Here is a 20,430-nt window from a genome sequence, read left to right on the forward strand (position 1 = left end):
AGGATGTTAGTTGGATGAACAATAATGAACTAACGATTATCGAACATATAGAAGAAATAAGAAAACGGTTATACATAGTTGCCGTTTTCTTTGTTATTAGTGTGGTTGGTAGTTTCTTTTTAGCGGAACCGTTAATCCACTTTTTACAATTTAATAGTGAAGAAGCACAACAATTACAATTGCATTCATTTAAAGTAACAGATCCTGTCAAAGTCTATTTTCAAGTTATTTTCATTTTATCCGTTATCATAACATCACCTATTATTTTGTATCAGATTTGGTCATTTATTAGTCCAGGTTTATATGAAAAAGAACGTAGAGTAACATTGAGCTATATTCCTTACAGTGTGTTACTTTTCTTAGGCGGAGTAGTCTTTTCTTACGAAGTATTATTCCCTTATATTATTAAGTTTATGATGCAAATGTCTGTTGAATTAGATATACAACAAACGATAGGGATCAATGAATATTTCCAATTTTTAATGCAAATCACCTTGCCGTTTGGTGTAATATTCCAATTACCGATAGTGGTTTTATTCCTTACACGTTTAGGCATAATCACACCAATGATGTTGGCTAAAGTACGGAAATACGCGTACTTTATCTTACTAGTCATTGCTGCTATCATTACACCGCCAGATATTATGTCTCATATGTTTGTAACATTACCACTTTGTATTTTATATGAGATTAGTATTCTTATTTCTCGCGTAGGCTACCGCAAGTACTTAAGAGCAGAACAGCAACGCCAGATTGAATTAGCAAAAAACCCTTCGACTGATGAATAATCAGTTGAAGGTTTTTTTTATGGGAAATATACATTATATAAAATACATACAAAAAAACCTACTCAACAAAAGAGTAGGTTGTGCAAATCTTACTGTCCTAAAAACTTCATAAGATCATCTTGATAAAGCTGAACTATTGTCACAAAGCCGTTTAGCATCATATGCGCAATAATCGATGTAATAATGCGTTGTGTCTTATGGTATAGAAACGCGAATATAAAACCGGAAATCGCATACAGTATGATGTGTGAAAAGTCGAAGTGGATAACAGCAAAGACAATTGCACTCACAGCAGCAGCGATAAAGAAATTAGTTTTTCGGAAAATTGAACCGAAAATAACACGACGGAAGATAAATTCCTCTAAAATTGGTCCAAACACTACAATTCCTATAATAGCTACTGGAGCCACATCTGCAATTTCGATTAAATTGGCTGTATTTTCTGAGCCAGTTTTTATGCCTAGGCCTTGTTCGATTAGAGCGCCGACTGTTTGGCCAAAGAATACGAGGAAGAAGCCAATTATACCCCAGCCAATTGACATAGGAATGGAAGCTTTTTCACCTTTAAAAACTTGCCAAAAACCTTTGTCTCGCCTAACAAGAATGAGTGAAACGATTAGAGCAGTACCCATACTGATGAATATCCACCAACCTTGGGTCATTAGAATAGCTGTCTTTAAACTAAGGTCAGGATTCATTTTTTGTATGAGCTTGAGAAGCGGTTTCAAAAAAAGAATAGATGACAGTTGCATAATAATGTAGACAATCAAAACAAAAAATGCGGTTTTCTTTGATTTCAAATTTAAAATCCTCTCTTAAAAAAGGTATTATCTCTATTGTAGAATACTCGCTTTCGAAAACAAAATAATTTATGCTTCATACTTGCAAAAAAAGACGGAATTCTTTATTATTAGAATTGTGTTAGCACTCATGACTTAAGAGTGCTAATAAAATATAAATTCCACATTTCTAGGAGGTTGTTTCACTTGTTAAGACCATTAGGTGATCGCATTATTATCGAATTAGTCGAAGTAGAAGAAAAAACAGCATTCGGCATCGTCCTTCCAGACTCTGCAAAAGAGAAACCTCAGGAAGGTAACGTTATCGCAGTAGGTACTGGCTTCTTGACTGACAGTGGTACAACTGTTCCACTTAACGTAAAAGAAGGAGACCGCGTTATCTACTCTCAATACGCTGGTACAGAAGTAAAATATGATGGTAAAGAATATTTAATTTTACGCGAAAGCGATATTTTGGCTATTATCGGCTAATAACTGAAACTAAAAACTATTCAGGGGGTACGCATCAATGGCAAAAGATATTAAATTTAGTGAAGAAGCACGCAGCTTAATGCTTCGCGGTGTAGATAAATTAGCAGACGCTGTTAAAGTAACATTAGGACCTAAAGGACGTAACGTCGTTCTAGAAAAATCTTTCGGCTCACCACTAATCACAAACGATGGTGTAACGATCGCAAAAGAAATCGAGTTAGAAGATCCATACGAAAACATGGGTGCAAAACTTGTATCTGAAGTTGCTTCTAAAACTAACGAAATCGCTGGTGACGGTACTACTACGGCAACAGTTCTTGCGCAAGCAATGATCCGTGAAGGATTGAAAAACGTTACAGCTGGTGCTAACCCAGTCGGCATTCGTAAAGGTATCGATAAAGCGGTTGCTACAGCTATTACTGAACTACAAACTATTTCTAAACCAGTTGAAAACAAAGAAGCTATCGCTCAAGTAGCAGCTATCTCTGCAGCTGACGAAGAAGTAGGCGAATTAATCGCAGAAGCTATGGAACGCGTTGGTAACGACGGCGTTATCACTATCGAAGAGTCAAAAGGCTTCACTACTGAACTTGATGTAGTAGAAGGTATGCAATTCGACCGTGGTTATGCATCTCATTACATGGTGACTGATACAGATAAAATGGAAGCTGTCCTAGACAACCCATACATCTTAATCACTGACAAGAAAATCGCTAATATCCAAGAAATCTTACCAGTACTTGAACAAGTTGTTCAACAAGGTAAACCACTTTTAATCATTGCTGAAGACGTAGAAGGCGAAGCACTTGCTACATTAGTAGTGAACAAACTTCGTGGTACATTCAATGCAGTAGCAGTTAAAGCTCCTGGATTCGGTGACCGTCGTAAAGCTTTATTAGAAGATATCGCAATCCTAACTGGTGGACAAGTAATCACTGAAGATATCGGTTTAGATCTTAAACAAACTTCAATCGATATGCTTGGTCGCGCAGCGAAAGTTGTTGTAACTAAAGACCACACTACAGTAGTAGAAGGCGCTGGCGAAATCGGTTCAATCGAAGCTCGCGTAGGCCAAATTCGTGCACAATACGAAGAATCTACTTCTGAATTCGATAAAGAAAAACTACAAGAACGCCTTGCTAAATTAGCTGGTGGTGTAGCAGTAATCAAAGTTGGTGCTGCAACTGAAACAGAACTTAAAGAACGTAAACTACGCATTGAAGATGCTCTAAACTCAACTCGCGCAGCAGTACAAGAAGGTATTGTAGCTGGTGGTGGTGTTGCACTAGTAAGCATCTATAACAAAGTAGCTGAAGTTGCAGAGGCACACGAAGGCGACGTAGCAACTGGTGTTAAAATCGTTCTTCGTGCTCTTGAAGAACCAGTTCGTCAAATCGCTAATAACGCAGGTCTTGAAGGTTCAATCATCGTAGACCGCCTAAAACGCGAAGAAAACGGCATTGGTTTCAACGCAGCAAACGGCGAATGGGTTAACATGATCGACGCTGGTATCGTAGATCCAACTAAAGTAACTCGTTCAGCACTACAAAACGCAGCATCTGTAGCAGCTCTATTCTTAACTACAGAAGCAGTTGTAGCAAACATTAAAGAAGCAGCAGCTCCTGCAATGCCTGATATGGGCGGCATGGGCGGTATGATGTAATAAGCCCCTGCAACCTTTGATATATAAGGGTTTGTATGTAAGGTGAAAGTGAAATGCTAACATTTTGCTAACATAGAGGATTATAATAGAGGCTTCTCATTAGTTGTGTAAACTTTTGGGAAGCTTCTTTTTTTATTTCTTTCGTTATATGAAGATAAACGTTTTTAGTTGTTTCATCAACACAATTTCCCAATCGATTCATAATTTCTTCTAATCCTACTTTAGCCTTTGCAAGTAACGACGTATGTGTGACTCCGTGGCTTTCTAACCATTTCAATAGATGAAACAAATCTTTGGTGAGGGTAGGGAGATGTGGAAAGATTTTAGAGTTGAGAAAATCAATAGAAAATCGAAATTTGCATTGGACACATAAAGCCAATCAAAGGTATTTAATTCATATATATAATAGCAGTGTATTTTTTGCGTAATGAAAAACCATCATATACAAGCTTGTGATTGATTTCTTATATATAATGGCGTAGTTTTAATGATCAACAATTGGGCGAACTTGTTGGATTTGATAATAAGAAGGGATTCGTAATTGTAATGTTTGTCTCGATTAAGCATTATGTTTTCTTAAAGTATTTCCTCACCGCTGCTATCATCTATCTAAAAAATCTAAGGCTGATCGAACTGATTTTGTTCAAATTGTTCATTAGGATTGACTGCTACTTGCGACGGCGAAGTGCCCTCTCCAAATTTTAAGCGCTTAGCAGTAGCGATAAAGCTTTGCTCATCTTCTATTAAACCACATGCTCCACAATGAACGCGCAATTCGCTCCCATTGTATTGTATTTGCAGTTGTTCCGGATTATCATACTGTTGGATGATCTCCCCACTCTGTGGATCTAATTTTATATAAATGGGGGTCTGTTCAATAATAGCAAAGCGAGTACGGTTAGTTCGACATTGTGGGCATAAATACGGTTGACTCATAATTTTAACTCATCCTTTCTTTTCGATTCCATATTATCTTCCTACAAGAGCTTATCATTTATTCAAAAATGTGAATCTCACTCAAAAAAATTCCTTTTTGAAAAAGATTGAAATTCCTAAACCAAACTATGCAGTGGAATACCTGCCTCAAATCTTTTGTATTTACCAACAACAAACCTAATAGCTTAACTAAATAGTAGAAATATAATCTATACCAAAAGTTTAATACTCTAAATTTTAAATATCACTTTCTTATGAAAGTAAAAGCAACCCTGCAATCACTGCAAGGTTGCTTTTTTGTATCAAAAATTATTATTACTATGAAGTAATATTTTCGTTAAGTGCTTACTCTATACATCTACATATCTAAAGAGCAAGCATACTATAACCTTATAAATAGGGGGGATATCCAGTGTCTAACGCTTACTTAGACTTATTAGCTTACTTTGGAATTGGTGGTGCACATCCTGGTGGGTTTAATCTAACCCAAACTATATTGGAAGACGCAAATATTCAGCTAAGTGAATCCGTACTAGATGTAGGTTGTGGTACAGGGCAGACATCAGCTTTCTTGGCAAAACGATTTAATTGCCAAGTGACTGCAATAGATAAGCATCCAATTATGATAGAAAAAGCAGTGGAACGATTCAAGAATAATCCAGCCTCAGTTAAAGTAGTGGAAGGGGACGCGGAATGTTTGAATTTTGAGGATGACTCCTTCGATTTCATCATCGCTGAATCTGTTATCGTGTTTACGGATATTGAAAAGACTTTACATGAACTTGCTAGAGTTATGAAAAGTAATGGAAGGATAATTCTTCTTGAAATGACAGCAGAAAAGAACCTGTCGAAAGAATTACAAAGGACTGTATGCAACTTATATGGTATCAAAGAAATTTTAAGTGAAGAAGAGTGGCGGGAAAAGCTACATCAAGCTGGATTTACCCGTATTGAAATAATCGATACACCATCTGAACTTAGTCCAAGTGAAGTAGATGATATTAATCAATCGGATAACATAAAAAAAGAACTCTTTGATTTATTGGAAGAGCATAACGAATTAATAACTCATTATCGTCATTTCATAGGTTATCGTGCTTTTAAATGCTATTTCTAATTTAACTAAAAAAAGAATGGAAATGGCATTTAATAGTTACTCATCAATTGCAAATTTGGAACCGGCAATTATTTCGTCAGAGGATTTATAATATAACTCGCCTTTTTTAAAGGGACCGTGATTTTGTTGATAGCTATCAACAATCTGAAAGCCTAGATGATAACCAATCCATTTTGGAAGTGGGCCTCTAGATTTACCATATAAAAAAGGGTAATGATTATTTATGTCTTGAACATTTAAAGAAGGTATAAAGCGTCGTTTCCATATAGCAGAAGCGTCTTCAAATGAGTAGAGATTAACCCAAGGACCAAGCCATTTTTCACCATATAAATCTTTTACTGCATATTCTCCAAGACCTTCAATGATGAGTGAATCTTTTAACGTAATTTTATTCGAAGCCAAATCTAAATGTTTTATGCGACAAACATGGTTATATTCATGGGCTAATAAAGCCTTTAGCTCTGTTATTGGAAGATCTACAGATACAAATAAAAATAATGCCCCACTATAGGCCACACCGTTTTTATTTGGTGTTTGTTTTCCTGATTTCATATTTGCGTTTTTTATAGGGAAAATATAGATTGAAACTTTTGGACCCTTCCATAATCCCCGTAAATACTGATATTCTTGCTCGACAATTTGCCAAACTTTCTGATTTTCTAACGCCTTCATGGTGCTCTTTAAGTCGGTCCATTCATATGGCTCAAAAAGTCCATAATTCTGAAGTTCATATTGCCAGACTTCTGGATTGGCTTTAGGCTTTAATCCTTCGAGCGGTCCACATAGTGTCTCACATTGTATGTAAGATGCGCCTTTACCAGACTGCTCCTCACATAGTTCGATAAATTCATAAAGCCAAGGTTGCGTTTTTATCACTGACATATATCTCCTCCTTTTAGTTTTGATGTCTTTTATTATATGTTTGGGATTCTTCATTGCTTTTCATAAATATAATTTGCTACTAATCCTTTATTCACTAGACGATTGTCCATTACGATAATTTATCACTCCCATATACTAGCAGAGCATACTTGTATGTAAATAGTCGTGGGAGGAGGATGAAAATGAATCAAATATATGATCAATGTTGTAGATTTCATGGAAGAATGGTGAGGATTAATTGCCATGATGGTAGAGTTCATGTAGGAGAAATTACCAGAATTAATAGAGATATGGTCTGGATTCGACCTACTAGAGGTCTTGGTGGATTTGGTTTAGGATTCTTTGGAGAAGGTTTTGGATTCAGAGGTGGATTCGGACGTGGATTCGGAACTGGATTTGGTATAGCTCTTGGTGCAATTGCTGGGATCGCATTAGTTTCAGCATTCTTCTGGTAAAACATATTCTATCTTACTCAAACCAATTACACTATTTAACAAGCATAGTATAACTGCCATTAATCGATTTCTTGCAAATTAATAAGGGAAATGGGGCAAACACTAGCTTTGGCTGAACGATATAGCCATAAAATGGGGAGCAAATTGAACTGCACTCAATTGTTAAGCGTAAACTGGCAATTGAGATGCAGTTTTTTTGTATTTAAGCACCTTTATAATATAAAATAATATTTTTCCATAAAAAAACGTGCAAGCAAGTGCTGCACGTTTTTGTTTCTTATCTATCTTCTTCTTCCCAACATTCCGTATTTTTTAATCCCGGAATTGATTTTGCATAAAACGATGGGTTTTTCCCTTGTTTACGTTGTTTAGTAAAGTCATCCAATACACGGAAAGCTACTTTTCCTAGTAAGATAATGATGATGATATTTAACATCGCCATTAGTCCCATAAATAAATCGGCTAAGTTCCAAACAAGTGATACATGAGCTACAGAACCGAACATGACCATTCCTAGAACTACTAAACGATAACCAGTTAACCATCCTTTATGTGCGTTCATAAATTCGATATTTGTTTCGCCATAATAGTAATTTCCCACAATCGAACTAAATGCGAAGAAAATAATCGCAATTGCTATAAAGTATGGAGCCCAACTTCCTACATGTACAGCGAAGGAATTTTGAGTTAGGACAATTCCGTTATCTGGTCCTGTTGAATATAGACCTGCCAAAATAATAATGAAAGCAGTAGCGGAACAAATAACAATTGTATCGAAGAATACGCCTAGGCTTTGAACGAGACCTTGTTTTGCCGGATGTGAAGTGCTTGCAGTAGCAGCTGCATTAGGTACACTACCCATACCAGCTTCATTTGAAAATAAGCCTCGACGTACACCTTGCATAATCGCAGCCCCTATAGCTCCTCCAGCTGCTTCTTTCAAGCCGAATGCCTCAGATAATATTAAGTTGAAGACTGAAGGGATTTCAGAAATATTAGTCACGACAACGTAAAGAGCGATGAGTAAATAGAAGATGGCCATAACGGGTACAATTACTTGTGTAACTTTCACAATTCTATGTACACCACCAAAAATAATCATAGCTGTTAACACAACTAATACAATCCCAATGATATAAGGTTTGATATTAAATGCTTCACCAACTGAAGTAGCAATCGTATTGGACTGCACCGCATTAAATATAAAACCAAAGCTTAAAGTTAAAAGAATACTAAAAACTATTGCCAATTTACGTTGGCCAAGCGCTTTTTCCATGTAGTAAGCAGGACCGCCTCGGAAAGATTTTCCATCTCTTACTTTGTAAACCTGTGCAAGTGTACTTTCAATAAACGCGGTAGCCATTCCGATAATGGCGATAATCCACATCCAGAATATAGCTCCAGGTCCACCGACCCCGATAGCTAGTGCTACTCCTGTTATATTTCCTGTACCTACACGAGAAGCTGTACTAATAGTAAAAGCCTGAAACGCGGAAACGCCCTCGTCTTTTTCTTTTTTCTCCATTATTAAACGGAACATTTCGCCAAACATACGAAACTGTACAAATTTAGTCCCAATCGTAAAATACAAACCAGCACCTAGTAGTAATACGATTAATATATATGTCCATAAAACATTATTTGTTTCATCAACTATATTCCCGATCCATTCCATTTATCTGCCTCCTTTATTGCATACTTTTAAGTTTATAACACTTTTTAATAAACAATCAACTTAAAAGGGAAAATAAGTGCGGTTAGTCTTTGACTTAATATTTTTATTTGATGAATAATATTAAAGTCATGAGCAAAGTTAGATTTATGTTGATTACAAAGTTATCTTTCGAGTGTTGCTTAATCCATAGTAATGATTCTCGCTAATTTATTTTGTCTTTCTTCATATTTAAATAAGTTTAATTTTTATAGCACTATAATGTGTTGATGGTGGACCAATCGCGGAACCAGCAGTTGCTGAATATGTGATTAACAAAGTGGACGGTATTTGTGGTTTTTTCGGTACTTCAAGTATAGAGCATTTCGCTGCAGAAAAAGAAAAAGAGAACAATTAGAAGCGTTCAAAAATATGCGTCCTTAATTTGCTAAGTAAGAGAGAGTTACTTTTTTAAATGATAATAATTTACTCTTGCTCAAAATGAAAATCTAAAGCAACCTTGCAGATACTTAGCAAGGTTGCTTTTACATATCATCTATCTTCTGCATAATCCATTTTTCCGTGGAAAGACTATATTTACAGAAAGGATGAGTGTTTAGATGGAGGAAAATAAATACGCACAACTTAATCATGAACAATTGAGAGAAATTAATGAAATGGAAGAGAAATTGGGTGTAACTCTGATTGCCTACGATACATCTGCAACTCAAACTAATAGGTCAACATCCTTTAACACTGCATCTTCTGAAATAAATCCGTCTTAGAATCCCATTACTCATGGGCAGTGGTTAGTAAGAGTATAAGCTGAAAATCAAAAGAAACTCCTCATCTTATGAAAAAGGTGAGGAGTTTCTCTTTTTTATACAAATACTTATGGATTTGTTGACCATAAACCAGCTGATTTTAGAAGAACTCTTGGGTGCAATTTAAGTTGAGCAACCATAAAGTCTGCAATATCTTCCGGCTGCATTACTTTATCTGGATTTCCATCAGTTAAATTCAGTTCGACTGCCATATCAGTAGCTACAGTGCTTGGTGTTAAGGTACTAACACGAATATTGTGTTTTCTTACTTCAAGCATTAATGATTCACTTAGAGCTATAACAGCAGCTTTTGAAGCACTGTATGCACTAGTAACAGGTGCCCCTTTTTGACCAGCTGTTGAAGAGATATTAATGATATCACCAGTTTGGCGTTCAATCATTTCTGGAAGAACAGCACGTGTTATGTAATATACGCCCATGACATTTACTTGGATGATTTTAGCCCACTCTTCTGGATCTAGTTCAAGGAAGTTTCCGAATTTAGAAATACCAGCGCTGTTTACTAAAATATCGATAGCACCAAGTTCCCCGTGAATTTTTTCGACTGCTGCATTTGCTTCATCGATATTCGATACATCCCCAGTTGCAATGGCTACCTTCACTCCATATTCTTTTAGTTCAGCCACTACATTTTCTAAATTTTCAAGAGTACGTCCAATTAAGCCAATGTTAATGCCTTCTTTTGCGAAAGCAATTGCCGTAGAACGGCCAATTCCACGTCCTCCACCAGTTATAAGCGCTGTTTTACCATTAATATTTTGCATCTATATCTCTCCCTACTAATTATAAGATTGTACAAATTTTAATTTAGTATTCATATATGGTACCTTGACCGAACGTAAATGTATATCATTTTGCTTTGTAGGCGTTGTCTAACACACTGTAAAATGATTACGAAAATATAGTTATGTACTTCAACTAAAACTAATCAGTTGCTTTGTAGCAGAAACTTGCGCAGCTAAACAAATGATTTATATAAAATCATAACGTGGATGTGAATTTTAGTATTGATGTTTTATATGGAAGGGCGCATTCAAATTCATTTAAATGCACCCTTTAATTATTTATGCATATGATTTAAAGAATGAGTGTATCGTTACAAGGAGGTCATTATGCATTGGGTTACCATTCTACTTATGGGGGTTGCAGCTAATCTAGACAACTTAGGCATTGGTCTAGCTTATGGGGTTAAACAAACAAAAATCCCTATGATTTCAAACATTACTATTGCGTTTATGGCGATGGTCATAACGTATATAGCGGTAATCGCGGGTTCTGAGGTGACCAGATATATTTCGACCCATAGCGCTAGCCTTATAGGGAGCTTTTTGTTGTGTGGAATTGGGCTTTGGACTCTATTGTCCTCAAGGTTCAAAAATCAGGAATCTTTGAAAAATCCTGAAACAATGGATAGAGATATGAATCGAATTATTTCTATTAAAGAATCGATGCCTCTAGGGTTGGCTCTATCTGCAAACTGTCTTGCAGGAGGGATAGGGATTGGTGCCAATGGTATTTCAGCTATATGGACAGTTGTATCAATTGGTTTATTTTCACTAATTACGATTGGAGTAGGTAACCATTTTGGCTCATTATTAACCAATACTTTTATTAGTAAATATTCCACTGTGCTTTCAGGATTATTGCTTATCTGTATCGGGATATTTGAGATGTTCATTTGACTACAAGGACGCCCTAAATCTAATTGGATTTAGGGCGATTTTTTATGAGTTTATTTGAATGCTAAATGTAGGTGACAAATACACTTTAAATAAAAGAACTATAAGTCCATTAAATAAAGTAAGAGAATTAAAAATAAAATAGTTCCAGTGATTATATAATGTCGCCAATTATTCTTCCCATAAAGAGCTAGGCCATTAAGTATTCTTGATACAAATATTAGGAATCCAGTTGCAACTAACCAGGTGAAGGACAAAGCACTAAATAAGGTTATTATGCCTAAAGCTAAAAAGAAGAGGTGACTTATTGCGAAAAAAGTCAGCGAAATCTTTTGAGAAATACTAACTGTTATGCTCTGTTTTAAATTTCCAATTATTAAGGCAACCAAGCCAATAATGCATACCATAGAATATAATATTATTATTAAACTACTAACCAATTTCATCCATCCTTTCATATTTATTAAAGGATAGAATATGGGGTTAACCCCACGTCAACCAATTACTTTTTTAGGGGCTGAAGCAGTGAAAATTAGTGAATTCATAAAACAAGTGAATACGACAAAGGATACAGTTCGCTACTATGAGGAATTGGATTTAGTGAAACCGGATTGGATCAATGGAATAAGGGATTATTCAGTAAAAGATATTAATGATTTTCATGCAATTAAGGAGATGCAGTTAATTGGATTTACATTAAAGGATGTACAGGAAATATTCAATTTAAAGCGAACTGATGGCTGCGGGTCAGAAAAGTTAATTCAAGGATTATTAAATAGCCTTGATCTGGAACTAGAATCCGTACTAAAAGAAGAACAAGAACTTCACCATAAAAAAAATAAAATTACAACAATGATGTTGGAATTAAATCAGTTAAAGTAATCCTATGTAGAGCATTTTGTAGTGTAGGAGAAGAGGTTTACAAAATAAAAAGGATTTTAAAGTAACAGATTCATCTATCAATCATATTCTAATCTCACAATGAGGAGTTGGCAAAATGGAGTTTGGAGTATATACCTTTGCTGATTTAGGAGTCGATCCTCAAACAGGAAAGTTGGGCAATGCAAAGGACCGTTTGCAAGAGATATTACAAGCCGCAAAACTTGCGGATGAAGTTGGACTTCAAGTATTTGGAGTAGGTGAGCATCATCGACTTGATTATGCAATTTCTTCAGTGCCAGTAGTATTAAGTGCAATTTCTCAGCAGACAAAAAATATAAAGTTAACAAGTGCAACAACCGTCCTTAGTACTGTAGATCCAGTTCGATTATATGAAGATTTTGCAACTTTAGATTTATTATCGAATGGTCGTGCGGAAATTATGGCAGGACGTGGAGCTTTATTAGATTCATTTCAATTGTTTGGTTACAATCTTGAGCAATATAACGAATTATTTGAAGAGCATCTTGAATTGTTTTTAAAGTTAAATAGTGAAGCTACTATTACATGGAAAGGAAATCACCGTCCTGCCTTATCCAATGCAGAGATTTCCCCACGAGCGACAAATCCCATTCCTGTATGGGTTGGTGTGGGAGGTACACCAGCAAGTGCGAAAAGAGCTGGGCGTTATGGGGTAGGGATGGCAATTGTTATTCTCGGAGATGAGCCAAAATGTTTTGTACCTTTAGTAGAGGATTACAGAACAGCTTTTAATGCAGCGGGCCATCCAAAAGAACAGTGTCAATTAGCTATAACGGGTCATGGTTATTTTACTGAAGATGGAAAGCAAGCGAGAGAGAAATTTTATACTTATTTTAATAATTATTGGACATATGTTAACAAACAACGTAATATGTTTTTTCACTTAGATCGTGAAGATTATGATCAAATGACATCCCCAGATGGCTCTTTGTTTATTGGAGAACCAGATGAAATTATTGAGAAGATATTAAAACAGCATGAATTACTAGGTCATTCTCGCTTTTTAGCACAGCTAGACATCGGTGCGCTTCCTTACAAAGAAGTAGCTAAGTCAATAGAATTACTAGCGACTAAAATAATGCCAGGGGTTAATAAATATATATAAATCTCAAAAGGGCTGTTCCGTCATTATGAAGGGGCAGTCTTTTTGGTTTTAATTTAATAGTGAATGCATTATTAAAAATAGTTTTCATTAGATAAGTGAAGTAATACTAAGAAGTAGAAGAGCTAAATTGAGTAGACATGCTATAATAACTAACAAAGAGTCGGCGATTTAAAAGCTGATGCGAAGGGTATGTTAGCTGTGAATCCTATCTTAAAACTATTAGGGATTATTTTATTTCTATTTATTATTTTGAAATTTGGTATGTCAATTATGAAATTGTTCGTTACACTTCTATTTTATAAGTATTTTATTATTGCATTCATCATTGCAGGGATTACATTTTTTATCTATAAAACATCACCATTTAAACAGAAAAATAAATAATAGGACAAAAAAGGAAACGCCTCTGATTAGAGAGGCGTTTCCTTTTTTAATTTACTTGTTAAAATAATTTATCAAACCATTTGTAATTCCGTTTGCGGCAGAATTACGGAAAGTAGCCGTTTTTAAAGTTTGTACTTCTTGCAGATTCGTGATGAAACCTAATTCAACAAGGACCCCGATTTGTGGATTTTCTCTTAGTACATACAAATTTTGGTATTTGTGTCCGCGATTAACCATGTTCGGTAGTGAGCTGCTCATTCCCTGTTTGACGTACGAGGCAAGAGTACTGTCTTTTCCTTTTGTATATAGAACGCTGAAACCACGAGCTGAAGCTGTAGCAGAATCATGATGAAGACTTATAAAAGCATCCGGCTTCATCATATTTGAAAAGGCAACGCGGTCATATAATGTAGGGAAAATGTCCGTAGTTCGTGTCATTTTCACTATAGCACCCGCAGCTTGCAATTTTGATCGCAAAGCTAATGCAGCTTGAAGATTTAAATCTTTCTCTAGTACACCGTTTGCGACAGAACCTGAGTCTGATCCTCCATGACCTGCATCAACGACAATAACCTTACCACTTAAAGAACCACCTGATGAATTTGTCCCATCATTTGATACAGGCTTTGTAGGTTTAGATTTTGTGATTTTACCGTAGCTACCAGAAACCCAACCGGTTTTACCTGTAGCATATGTAATTTTAATCCAGTTATTGCTCGATTTATCCAAAATCTTAAATGAACTGCCATATTTAACAGCGCTCAATTTTGTTGCAGTTGCTGAAGCACTTTTACGAACGTTTAAAGAATCAGCTGTAATAGTAAAGTATTTTCCGATATCAGTTGAAGGTACTACTGTCCCTGTATTTGAATTACCATTCGATGAAGTGGTTGTTGGCTTTGTTTTTGTGATTTTACCATAGCTAGTACTTGCAGAAACCCAACCTGTTTTGCCTGTAGCGTATGTAATTTTAACCCAATTATTACTAGACTGTGCAAGAATTTTATATGAGCTATTTTTTTTAATTACTGCTAGTTTTGTGGAACTAGCTGAAGCACTTTTTCGAACATTTAATGAATCAACTTTTACGGTAAAATATTTACCAACATTAGCAGTTGGAGTTGCTGCTGGTTTTACTGTTGAATCATTTGAACTGCCAGTAGATGTGCTTTTCTTAGTCGTAATAGAGACATACGATTTACTAACCCATCCTGTATACTTACTCGTTTTGATTTGTACCCAGTCATTTTTTTCAGCGATGACTGTTCCTGATGTTCCTTTAGATAACTTACCAAGACTTTTATACGAAGTACCAGCTCCGCTACGAATGTTTAAATTACTTACTGTAGCGACGGCTTTTTTTGTAGTACTGGACGTTGCTGTCGTTGAGACTTTCTCAACATACTTAGAAGAAACCCAACCTGTTGTATTGATAGATTTCACTTTTGTCCAAGTACCCTTAGTAGAAATCTTTGTTACCTTGTTGCCTTTTTTTAAAACTTTCACAACTTTGTAGTTCGTACTTGGACCTGATCGCATATTGAGTGATTCAGCATTCACTTTCATAGTGACGGTTGATGCGGCGTTTGCTTGTCTTGCACCGACAAAGGAAGGAATGATTAATATGCTACATAGGAGAAGTAAAAACATGAATTTGAATCTAGTATTTTTCATTCTATACCTCCTCATTCGCTATATTAATGCTTATTTAGTAAAAAAGGCGTATTTTAAATGAAACGTGAGAATTTTATATTATTTGTTACTTAAATGTAATGGTTTTTTAATAAAATTAATCTATATATAACTATTAAATCACATTCGAATATGATATGTAAAAATGAATCCATATAACCAATTAAATATAAATAAGTGACTAAAGTATTGTTCTTAATCTGGAATTTTTGGTAAGTAAATAGAATCATTTGATTTAAATGTCTTTTATGAAAATATCTATTTTTCTGAAATAATATAGAAGGTTTGAGAGGCTTGCTGAAGTATTAAAAGTACCTGAAAAAATATACAAAATTAGTTTTTTTGCGTGGTAGTAGAGGTCTTAAGGTATCGTATCTGGGCTTATAAAATCAAAGTGCAGTGCATTGGAAAAAGAGAGATATGTTAAACAAAAGTCAATATCGCGGTTGTACTTTAACGCGAAAAGGAAATATTTTAATAATAATAGGGTAGGAGCTAAAGTACAATGAATCTATGGAATTGCTAGTGAAATATGGAAAGTGTAATGGGTTTTTAGACTATATATAATAATGGATTCATATTTAACATGTAGATTACATACGTTACTTTTTAACATACTACATTATAGATAAATTCGCACTATATTATTATTGGTAAGTTATTCCGGGTTTTGGGCTTTATACATATCATAATTTAAAAAAACATACCAAAATGAGCTCTAAATCTATAAAAAGCTGCCTTTTAGATTTACTTTAAAGTAAATCGGAAAGGTAGTTTTTTATTGGGTTTAATTTGAAAATAAATAGGAGAAAGTACTTTTTGAAATTAAGTAGTTATATTTATGAATAAATAGAGAGTTTGCTATAAAATGCTAGGAGCAGTATAGAAGTAATAAGATTTAACTAATAAATTATTATATTTTTTGCAGAAAAAACTATATTTTAAAAACTATTCTATTGATTAATTCGTCAAATATAAATAGAAAACAGTAGTGCGTATTTAGGGGGTAGTGTAATGCCAAAGCCAGTAAAAGATAATCGCAGATATATAAGTGGTTTGGACGGACTAAGGGCTTTGTCAGTGTTGGCGGTCGTCTTATATCATCTACATTTTAAGTCAGTAGACGGTGGATATTTAGGTGTAACCATTTTCTTTGTTTTGTCAGGTTATTTAATAACAGATTTACTAGTAAATGAATGGGAAAAAACAGGCAGGATTGATCTGAAAGGATTCTGGATCCGGCGATTTAGAAGGTTAATCCCAGCATTATTTATCATGTTAATCCTAGTTGGTACATGGATTACGCTTTTCCAGAGAACGTTTTTAGTAGGGCTACGTTCAGAAATTGTAGCGGCAGCATTATATGTTAGCAACTGGTTTTACATAGCACAAGATCATTCGTATTTTACATCGTTTGCTCCGCCATCCCCGTTGCAACATATGTGGTCACTTGCAGTAGAGGAACAATTTTACATATTATGGCCAATTATTATGATGATTGGTTTGAAGTTAGTTAAGAATAGAGGAAATCTTGCAATAGGTATTTTCATAGGGGCACTTGTATCTGCTATTTTAATGTTAGTAATGTATGAACCAGGTATAGATCCTAGTCGCGTTTATTATGGCACAGATACTCGAGCATTTTCAGTATTAATAGGAGCAGCATTGGCATTTGTATGGCCAAGTAGGAAGCTAGCTAAAAATGTCACGGATGATGCAAAAAAACTTCTTAACATTGTAGGAATCATTAGTTTTGCTTTATTAGTATTGATGATGATGACGATGGATGAGACAGGTTCATTCTTATATATGGGCGGTATGCTATTAGCTTCAGTTGTGACTGCTATATTAATTGCAGTTATAGTTCATCCGGCAAGTTTTATAGGAAATCTATTTAGTTTTAAACCTCTTATTTGGATAGGGGTACGCTCTTACGGTATATATATTTGGCATTTCCCGATTATTGTTTTAATGGGAGCAGGGGTTGGATATGAGGATGTTAGCTCTTTCAAAGTGATGGTCATTATTGGCTTAACACTACTATTTGCTGGTTTATCTTGGCGATTTGTGGAGGACCCGATTCGCAGAGGTCAATGGCGGATATGGCTAAGAAATTTTCAATCGAAAGAATGGTCATGGTCTTGGTCTCAATGGGAATTACCTTATCGTATTGGCTCAGCAATAGGTGGCTGTGTACTGATTATTTTCATTCTAGGGATGATTTTCACGCCAACTAAGCAGTCTGCGAGTGAACAATTGGAAGAACATTTAATAGCAGAACAAAAAAAACTCGAAAAAGTACAACAAGAACAGAGTATAGAAGCAGAGAAAGCTAATGAAGAGAGAATGAATCAAGAGGAAGAAGAGAGACGCGAAGAAGCGAAGGCGAAAGCTGAAGCAGCAAAAGAACAAGTTGAAGCTTTAGAAAGGGAAAAGGCTAAAAAGGAACAGGAAATACCAATCGATATAACAGTTAGTGCAATTGGTGATTCGGTTATGTTAAGTGCTGCTACGGAGTTACAGAAGAAAATACCTCAAATTATTGTTGATGCACAAATAGGTCGTCAAGTATATGATGCTTCGAAAGTTGTGACGGATTTAAAAAGCGAAGGTAAACTTGGACAAGTTGTTGTGATAGGTCTTGGCTCTAATGGTGATTTTAGTACAACACAATTAGATGCGTTATTAAAAGCCATTGGCAAGGAACGTACAATTTACTTGATAAATACAAGGTTGCCGAGGGATTGGCAAGACGGGGTAAATAAAAAATTAAGTGAAGCTGCAAGAAAAAATAATAATGTAACATTAGTAGATTGGTATAGCGAAACAAATACTGGTAAAGACATCTTCTATCCAGATATGATTCATCCAAATGAAAAGGGTGGGGAATTTTATGCCACAATTGTTCGCGAAGCTATAGCGCAATCTATGAACGATAAGTGAAAATTAACAAATAAAAAAACGGCATATCTAGATTATTAAAAAGCCTCCAAAAGTTGAAGTTCTAACTTTTGGAGGCTTTTTGCAAAAATAGATATAGATATTCAATAATAGTACGTTAAGTTATAAACTACACATGTTCTTGAATCGAGCCATTATTTGTTGAGAGGTGTTTTACTTTTTACTTTATCTTCTTTATTAATTAATGAATTGGCATGCTCAATAACAGCTTCCTTAGGATCGAGCATTGCAGTCAATCCATTTTTACTATTCAGTTCATCACATTTATTAATCCAAAAATCAGCATTTTCAATACCAACTTTTCTTGGATCAAATATCGGATCCAAACCAGCTTTTTTCTGACTATCATAGTCTTTCAATACTTTTAAGGCGGGCTTAGAAAGTAACAAAATAGCGGCTAAATTAAGCCAAGCCATACTTCCGATACCTAAATCACCTAATGCCCAAATGAAGGAAACAGATTCTACACTTCCAATATAGACCATACCTAATAATCCAATTTTCAACACAAAATTTAGCCAACGGAATTTTGTGTGTTTGTCTAAATATACTAATGTTGTTTCAGCGATATAGTAATAGGCCATTAAAGTCGTGAAAGCAAAGAAGAATATTGCAATTGATATGAATATGCCTCCGAACCCTGGTAATACGGCCTCTACAGCGGATTGTGTATAAATAGGGCCTGCATCGATTCCTTTCATATTATCTACAATTGGTGCCTTACCTTCAGGTGTTACGCTATACATACCTGAAATCAATATCATAAAGGCTGTTGCTGTACAGACGACAATTGTATCAATATATACAGAAAATGCTTGTACAAGACCTTGCTTAGCAGGGTGAGATACTTCAGCTGCTGCAGAACTATAAGTTGCCTCGCCAACACCTGCTACGTTTGAGAATACCGCTCTACGGACACCCCATGAAATGGCCGCTCCTACAATACCACCAAATGCTTCATGTGCACCAAATGCACTTGAGATGATAAGAGAGAACATAGCTGGAATTTCTGAAAAGTTAGCAAATAATACAATAAGTGTCACTGCTACATAACCGATAGCCATAAAAGGAACTGCTTTGTCAGCAACTGTTGCAATACGTTTAACACCACCGAAAATGATAAACCCTAAAAGCACTACGATAATAAGACCAGAAACATTTTTATTGATACCGAAAACGTTTTCAAAACCTGATGCAATACTGTTTGATTGAATGCCTGGCAGTAAGATACCATAAGATATTGTCACAACAATAGCAACTAATATCGCAAACCACTTAATCTTCAATCCTTTTTCAATAAAGTAAGGTGTTCCCCCGCGATATTGAGTACCTATTTTACTTTTATAAACTTGAGCAAGTGTAGATTCGATAAAAGCACTGGCACCCCCGAGTAAAGCCATAACCCACATCCAGAATACTGCACCTGGTCCACCAAACGCGATTGCTGTAGCCACACCTGCAATATTCCCAATACCAACCCTTCCTGATAAAGCTAAACAGAAAGCTTGGAAAGAAGAAATGCCATGTTCAGAATTTTTACCTTCAAATAGTAGCATTATCATTTCTTTGAAGTATCTAAACTGTACAAACTTTGTCATAACCGTAAAAAATAAACCTGCACCTAAAGCAAATATAACTAGTCCTGTACTCCATACCTGATCTGCTAACCAAGTTACGATAGTCTCCATCTTGACTCCCCCTCATGATTGTAAATAGAATTTAAAACAATAAATAATTGATACCAATGGCTGCATTAGTGGCGTATATGATCGAAGCATCATGATGTATAACTCTACATAGTTATTTGGTGAACTAGATAATTTCTTAGTAATAAAATAGATGAAGGAATAAAGTACTTATTCAAAATTGCCTCCTTTGTAAAAGTAAGTTCAGTTGACATAGGATAGTAGTGGTTGAGATTTACTGTTGGAATATATTCACGGTCCTTTCTTAATCAAAATAAATAATTCCTACTTGAGATATAGTTAATGCAATTTCTGTGCCAAGATTTTTTGGGGTTACTTTGAAAATAAAAAAAGAGCCACTCCATTTGTTAAGCTAAACTTCAAATGGAGGAGCT

18 protein-coding genes and 1 pseudogene are annotated in these 20,430 nt (G+C 35.3%); 11 read left to right on the forward strand and 8 right to left on the reverse strand.

Going from position 1 to position 20,430, the window contains the following annotated elements; all coding sequences use genetic code 11:
* Positions 1-14 precede the first annotated feature (14 nt).
* Positions 15-788 (forward strand): twin-arginine translocase subunit TatC, encoded by a 774-nt coding sequence (gene tatC / locus AC3IS5_RS01975; protein WP_489426344.1) that lies wholly within the window; start codon positions 15-17, stop codon positions 786-788.
* 89 nt (positions 789-877) lie between these two features.
* Here tatC and AC3IS5_RS01980 read toward each other — a convergent pair whose 3' ends face one another.
* Positions 878-1,588 (reverse strand): CPBP family intramembrane glutamic endopeptidase, encoded by a 711-nt coding sequence (locus AC3IS5_RS01980; RefSeq protein ID WP_489426345.1) that lies wholly within the window; start codon positions 1,586-1,588, stop codon positions 878-880.
* Positions 1,589-1,774: 186 nt separating this feature from the next.
* Between AC3IS5_RS01980 and groES the strand changes: the two genes are divergently transcribed.
* Positions 1,775-2,059: a co-chaperone GroES gene (gene groES, locus AC3IS5_RS01985; RefSeq protein WP_489426346.1), complete on the forward strand. Its 285-nt coding sequence runs from the start codon at positions 1,775-1,777 to the stop codon at positions 2,057-2,059.
* Between the two features lie 37 nt (positions 2,060-2,096).
* Positions 2,097-3,722, forward strand: a complete 1,626-nt coding sequence (groL, locus tag AC3IS5_RS01990; protein ID WP_489426347.1) for a chaperonin GroEL — start codon at positions 2,097-2,099, stop codon at positions 3,720-3,722.
* 67 nt (positions 3,723-3,789) lie between these two features.
* On the opposite strand, the pseudogene AC3IS5_RS01995 reads toward groL, so the two are convergent.
* Both AC3IS5_RS01995 and AC3IS5_RS02000 read right to left on the reverse strand, forming a co-directional pair.
* A pseudogene (locus AC3IS5_RS01995) lies at positions 3,790-3,972 on the reverse strand (site-specific integrase); the annotation flags it as partial.
* A gap of 368 nt (positions 3,973-4,340) precedes the next feature.
* Positions 4,341-4,658 (reverse strand): DNA alkylation repair protein, encoded by a 318-nt coding sequence (locus AC3IS5_RS02000; RefSeq protein WP_489426348.1) that lies wholly within the window; start codon positions 4,656-4,658, stop codon positions 4,341-4,343.
* A gap of 412 nt (positions 4,659-5,070) precedes the next feature.
* On the opposite strand from AC3IS5_RS02000, the gene AC3IS5_RS02005 reads away from it, so the two are divergent.
* Entirely contained in the window at positions 5,071-5,775 is a 705-nt protein-coding gene (locus AC3IS5_RS02005) for a class I SAM-dependent methyltransferase (protein WP_489426349.1), read from the forward strand.
* 36 nt (positions 5,776-5,811) lie between these two features.
* Here the strand turns inward: AC3IS5_RS02005 and AC3IS5_RS02010 are convergent, their stop codons facing one another.
* A complete protein-coding gene (locus AC3IS5_RS02010) occupies positions 5,812-6,657 on the reverse strand; it encodes a DUF2268 domain-containing putative Zn-dependent protease (protein ID WP_489426350.1) in 846 nt (281 codons plus the stop codon).
* Between the two features lie 176 nt (positions 6,658-6,833).
* Between AC3IS5_RS02010 and AC3IS5_RS02015 the strand changes: the two genes are divergently transcribed.
* Positions 6,834-7,112, forward strand: coding sequence for a hypothetical protein (locus AC3IS5_RS02015; RefSeq protein WP_489426351.1), 279 nt, complete (start codon positions 6,834-6,836; stop codon positions 7,110-7,112).
* Between the two features lie 277 nt (positions 7,113-7,389).
* Here AC3IS5_RS02015 and AC3IS5_RS02020 read toward each other — a convergent pair whose 3' ends face one another.
* Positions 7,390-8,787 (reverse strand): alanine/glycine:cation symporter family protein, encoded by a 1,398-nt coding sequence (locus AC3IS5_RS02020; RefSeq protein ID WP_489426352.1) that lies wholly within the window; start codon positions 8,785-8,787, stop codon positions 7,390-7,392.
* Between the two features lie 596 nt (positions 8,788-9,383).
* Between AC3IS5_RS02020 and AC3IS5_RS02025 the strand changes: the two genes are divergently transcribed.
* Positions 9,384-9,548, forward strand: a complete 165-nt coding sequence (locus tag AC3IS5_RS02025; RefSeq protein WP_489426353.1) for a hypothetical protein — start codon at positions 9,384-9,386, stop codon at positions 9,546-9,548.
* 107 nt (positions 9,549-9,655) lie between these two features.
* On the opposite strand, the gene AC3IS5_RS02030 is transcribed toward AC3IS5_RS02025, so the two are convergent.
* Positions 9,656-10,372 carry a 3-ketoacyl-ACP reductase gene (locus tag AC3IS5_RS02030; RefSeq protein ID WP_489426354.1) on the reverse strand — a complete coding sequence of 239 codons (717 nt, stop codon included), beginning with the start codon at positions 10,370-10,372 and terminating at the stop codon, positions 9,656-9,658.
* 348 nt (positions 10,373-10,720) lie between these two features.
* Between AC3IS5_RS02030 and AC3IS5_RS02035 the strand changes: the two genes are divergently transcribed.
* From AC3IS5_RS02035 to AC3IS5_RS02050, 4 genes are all read left to right on the forward strand, one after another.
* Complete coding sequence (locus AC3IS5_RS02035; protein WP_489426355.1) at positions 10,721-11,290, forward strand: manganese efflux pump; 570 nt, start codon at positions 10,721-10,723, stop codon at positions 11,288-11,290.
* Positions 11,291-11,764: 474 nt separating this feature from the next.
* A complete protein-coding gene (locus AC3IS5_RS02040) occupies positions 11,765-12,169 on the forward strand; it encodes a MerR family transcriptional regulator (RefSeq protein ID WP_489426356.1) in 405 nt (134 codons plus the stop codon).
* 115 nt (positions 12,170-12,284) lie between these two features.
* Positions 12,285-13,313, forward strand: coding sequence for an LLM class flavin-dependent oxidoreductase (locus AC3IS5_RS02045; protein ID WP_489426357.1), 1,029 nt, complete (start codon positions 12,285-12,287; stop codon positions 13,311-13,313).
* Between the two features lie 198 nt (positions 13,314-13,511).
* On the forward strand, positions 13,512-13,697 hold the full coding sequence (locus AC3IS5_RS02050) for a hypothetical protein (RefSeq protein WP_489426358.1): 186 nt from the start codon (positions 13,512-13,514) through the stop codon (positions 13,695-13,697).
* Between the two features lie 51 nt (positions 13,698-13,748).
* Here AC3IS5_RS02050 and AC3IS5_RS02055 read toward each other — a convergent pair whose 3' ends face one another.
* Positions 13,749-15,371: an N-acetylmuramoyl-L-alanine amidase family protein gene (locus tag AC3IS5_RS02055; RefSeq protein WP_489426359.1), complete on the reverse strand. Its 1,623-nt coding sequence runs from the start codon at positions 15,369-15,371 to the stop codon at positions 13,749-13,751.
* A gap of 1,032 nt (positions 15,372-16,403) precedes the next feature.
* Between AC3IS5_RS02055 and AC3IS5_RS02060 the strand changes: the two genes are divergently transcribed.
* Positions 16,404-18,332: an acyltransferase family protein gene (locus AC3IS5_RS02060; RefSeq protein WP_489426360.1), complete on the forward strand. Its 1,929-nt coding sequence runs from the start codon at positions 16,404-16,406 to the stop codon at positions 18,330-18,332.
* Positions 18,333-18,484: 152 nt separating this feature from the next.
* On the opposite strand, the gene AC3IS5_RS02065 is transcribed toward AC3IS5_RS02060, so the two are convergent.
* Entirely contained in the window at positions 18,485-20,038 is a 1,554-nt protein-coding gene (locus tag AC3IS5_RS02065; RefSeq protein WP_489426361.1) for an alanine/glycine:cation symporter family protein, read from the reverse strand.
* Between the last annotated feature and the right edge of the window lie 392 nt (positions 20,039-20,430).

Source organism: Viridibacillus sp. KH_047 (genome assembly GCF_057838945.1).